This is a genomic window from Bradyrhizobium sp. (assembly GCF_052389815.1).
GTDB lineage: Bacteria > Pseudomonadota > Alphaproteobacteria > Rhizobiales > Xanthobacteraceae > Bradyrhizobium.
Window position 1 is genome coordinate 1 of the sequence record NZ_JBQTHN010000204.1, and the last position, 2,838, is coordinate 2,838.

General features: G+C 64.9%; 3 protein-coding genes. 2 read left to right on the top strand and 1 reads right to left on the bottom strand.

Translation table 11 applies throughout. The features are described 5' to 3' along the window. Positions 1–667: 667 nt before the first annotated feature. Complete coding sequence (locus tag ACT4OC_RS28090) at positions 668–1,900, top strand: Zn-dependent hydrolase (RefSeq protein ID WP_444842315.1); 1,233 nt, start codon at positions 668–670, stop codon at positions 1,898–1,900. A 186-nt stretch (positions 1,901–2,086) separates the two neighbouring features. On the opposite strand, the gene ACT4OC_RS28095 is transcribed toward ACT4OC_RS28090, so the two are convergent. Further along, positions 2,087–2,479 (bottom strand): hypothetical protein, encoded by a 393-nt coding sequence (locus ACT4OC_RS28095; RefSeq protein ID WP_444842316.1) that lies wholly within the window; start codon positions 2,477–2,479, stop codon positions 2,087–2,089. Positions 2,480–2,639: 160 nt separating this feature from the next. Between ACT4OC_RS28095 and ACT4OC_RS28100 the strand changes: the two genes are divergently transcribed. After that, on the top strand, positions 2,640–2,838 hold a 199-nt coding region (locus ACT4OC_RS28100), incomplete at its 3' end, for a helix-turn-helix domain-containing protein (protein WP_444842317.1).

Below are 2,838 nucleotides of genomic sequence, written 5' to 3' on the forward strand. Positions count from 1 at the left end.
TACATGATCCTGGCGTGCGTACGCGCAACACTACCACATCGTCATGGCCGGGCTTGTCCCCCAAGCATCCGTCGTGGCTCGCGCCAACGGTCCGTGACGACTGCGCAGCGTCCCTCATGGCGGCGCGGGCTGCGTGGGAAGGCAATTCCGATTTGCGGAGATGTTAAGAGAATATTCTGAAAAATCGCAGGGCGGGCAAGATGTGGCGCGCCACCCTCATCGGCGCACCACAGATGGTGAGCACGGCGCTTTCGCACACTTTTTGATTTTCCGTTCACGAATTCGTGCAACCAGCGATGTGGGATGGGCAGAGCGCAAGCGAAGCCCTTCGCGCTTGCGGAAGGAATGATGGGTTTCGCTTCGAGGCTGGGCAAATATTCAATCGGCCATCGACGCAGTAGAAATCCATTCGCAGTCCGACTGCCATAGCGCCGAAAATATTCTGTTGCCGTCATTGCGCAAGCAGTGCAGAGAATGAACTTTCTACGAGTTGACAGGCCTTCCGAATACTTGCCCAGCCTCGCAAGCGTGCCCACCTTCGCGAGCACGCAAGGAAAGGTGGGCACGGCGCAAGCGCCTTTGCCACCCTACAACTTCTCGCGATGACGGACTTGTGCCGCCCCCAATTCTCCCGCGACAATGCATCAAACAAGGAGCGGACTTCCCCATGCCCCACCCTCCCGCCCAAGCCGATGGCGAGCGCGTCCTCGCCGACCTCAACGCGCTGCGCGCGATCGGCGCCTGGAAGACCGGCGTGCACAAGCCGACCTTCTCCGAGCCGCACGCGCGCTCGATCGAGTGGCTGGCGAACAAGCTGCCCGAGGCTGGGCTGACCGCCGCCGTCGACGGCATCGGCAACGTGCTGGGCACCAGCTCGAAAGCGGGGCCAAAACTGCTCGCCGGCTCGCATCTGGAGAGCCAGAACCATGCCGGATGGCTCGACGGCCCGCTCGGCGTCATCTACGCGCTGGAGGCCGCGCGCGTGCTCAATCCAGATCCCAATGTGAACGGCGCGGTCGAGGTCGCTTGCTGGTGCGACGAGGAAGGCCATTTCGGCCAATTCCTCGGCAGCCGTTCTTTCGTCGGCGCGGTGAGCGAAGCCGACATCGACGCCGCGCGCGACCGCAACAGCGGCCGCAGCATGCGCGAGGCGATCGCCGCTGTCGGTCTTGCCGGCCGCCCTCGCCTGCGCGCCGTGCGCGGCCGCCACGTCGGCTATCTCGAGGCCCATATCGAACAGGGCGACACGCTGGAAAGCGGAGCCCTGAAGATCGGCATCGTCAGCTCCATCGTCGGCATCTGGCAGTACCGCATCGTCTTCACCGGCGAGCAGAACCACGCCGGCACCACGCGGATGGCGATCCGCAAAGACGCAGGGCTTGCGCTTTCGCGCTTCTGCGTCGCCATCGACGCGACCTTCCCCGGCATTTGCGGGCCGCGCACGGTGTGGACCACCGGCCGCATCGAGCTCGATCCCGGCGCGCCCAGCATCATTCCCGGACGCGCCGAGATGCTGTTCCAGATGCGCGATGCCGAAGCGAGCGTGATCGAGCGCCTCGAAGAAAAGCTGCACGCCATGGCCGCGGAGGCGACCGCGCGCGGACCGTGCGGCGTCAGCGTCGAGCGCCTGCGCACCGGCGCGCCCGCCATGATGGATGCCGCGTTCCAGGACGCGATCGAGACGGCCAGCGCCGAACTCGCCGGCGGCAAGTCGCTGCGGATGCCGTCGGGGGCGGGCCACGACGCCCAGATTCTCGCGACCATCATGCCCGCGGGCATGCTGTTCGTGCCCTCGATCGGCGGCATCAGCCATCACTGGAACGAAAACACCGATGACGCCGACATCGTCACCGGTGCAAACGTGTTCGTCGAAACGTGCCGGAGGCTGCTGACGCGATGAGGCGGCGACGCCACACTTCACCTCTCCCATTGGGACAGGTCGGCGCGAAGCGCCCGGTGAGGGATTACGCTCTATCGTTAGATCGGCGCCCCCTCACGCGATTTGCTCCGCAAATCGACCTCTTCCCGCTGGGGAGAGGTGAACAGAGATTGCCGAACTACCGATTCAATCAAAGACCGCCGTGCACTAGCGGCCCCAAGGGATATGACCGTGATATTCCTTCGGGATCTGGCTCTTGTAGCGTGACGGCACGGTCTTGGTGTCGATCGAGCGGTCGAGCTCGCTCTTGCTGCCTTTCTTCGCCGTCTTCTTCTTGCCGGACTTGTCGTCGGCGGGCTTCTCGGTGGTGGTCGCCGCCGGCTTGTCGGCAGGCGCGGTGGTGGTTGTGGTTGCGGCCGGCGGCGGCGCTGCCGTCGCGGCTGGAGGCGGAGGTGGCGCGGCGGTCGTCGCGGGGGCGGCTCCGGCCGCGGGAGCTGCGGCCGCGCCCGCCGCTGTGCCTTGGGCAAAAGCACCGCCGGCCGGCAGGCAAACCAGCCCGATCGCGGCTGCCGCCGCCGCAACGCAATAAAGTCTGTTCATGTGACGCTCCAATGTTGCCGAGCCACAACGGCAGAAGCGTAATCCCTCCACGGGCGGCCGTCGAGTGTGGCAACGGCCGGTGTCAGTAGCGCGTGATCTGTCGTGTGTTTGTAGCTCGTGAAGTGTCGTGTTTTTGGTGCCCCAGAACAAAGGGGGCACGATGGGCACGGCATCCATTCACGAGGGTGTACGACGGATGCGATTTTCGGATTTGCTGGATCGGACGGAAGCAAAGGAACTGACGCAGGAGGCTGCGGCCGAACTTCTCGGGATCAACGTGCGGACGTTCCAACGGTGGGCGGAACGCTTTGAGGCGGAGGGCGATGACGGACTGATCGACCGGCGGATGGGTCGGCGAT

What these genes read in the sequence shown, in the direction of transcription:
- ACT4OC_RS28090 (WP_444842315.1), top strand. Translation starts at nt 668, where the DNA reads ATGCCCCACCCTCCCGCCCAAGCCGATGGCGAGCGCGTCCTCGCCGAC.
- ACT4OC_RS28095 (WP_444842316.1), bottom strand. Translation starts at nt 2,479, where the DNA reads ATGAACAGACTTTATTGCGTTGCGGCGGCGGCAGCCGCGATCGGGCTG.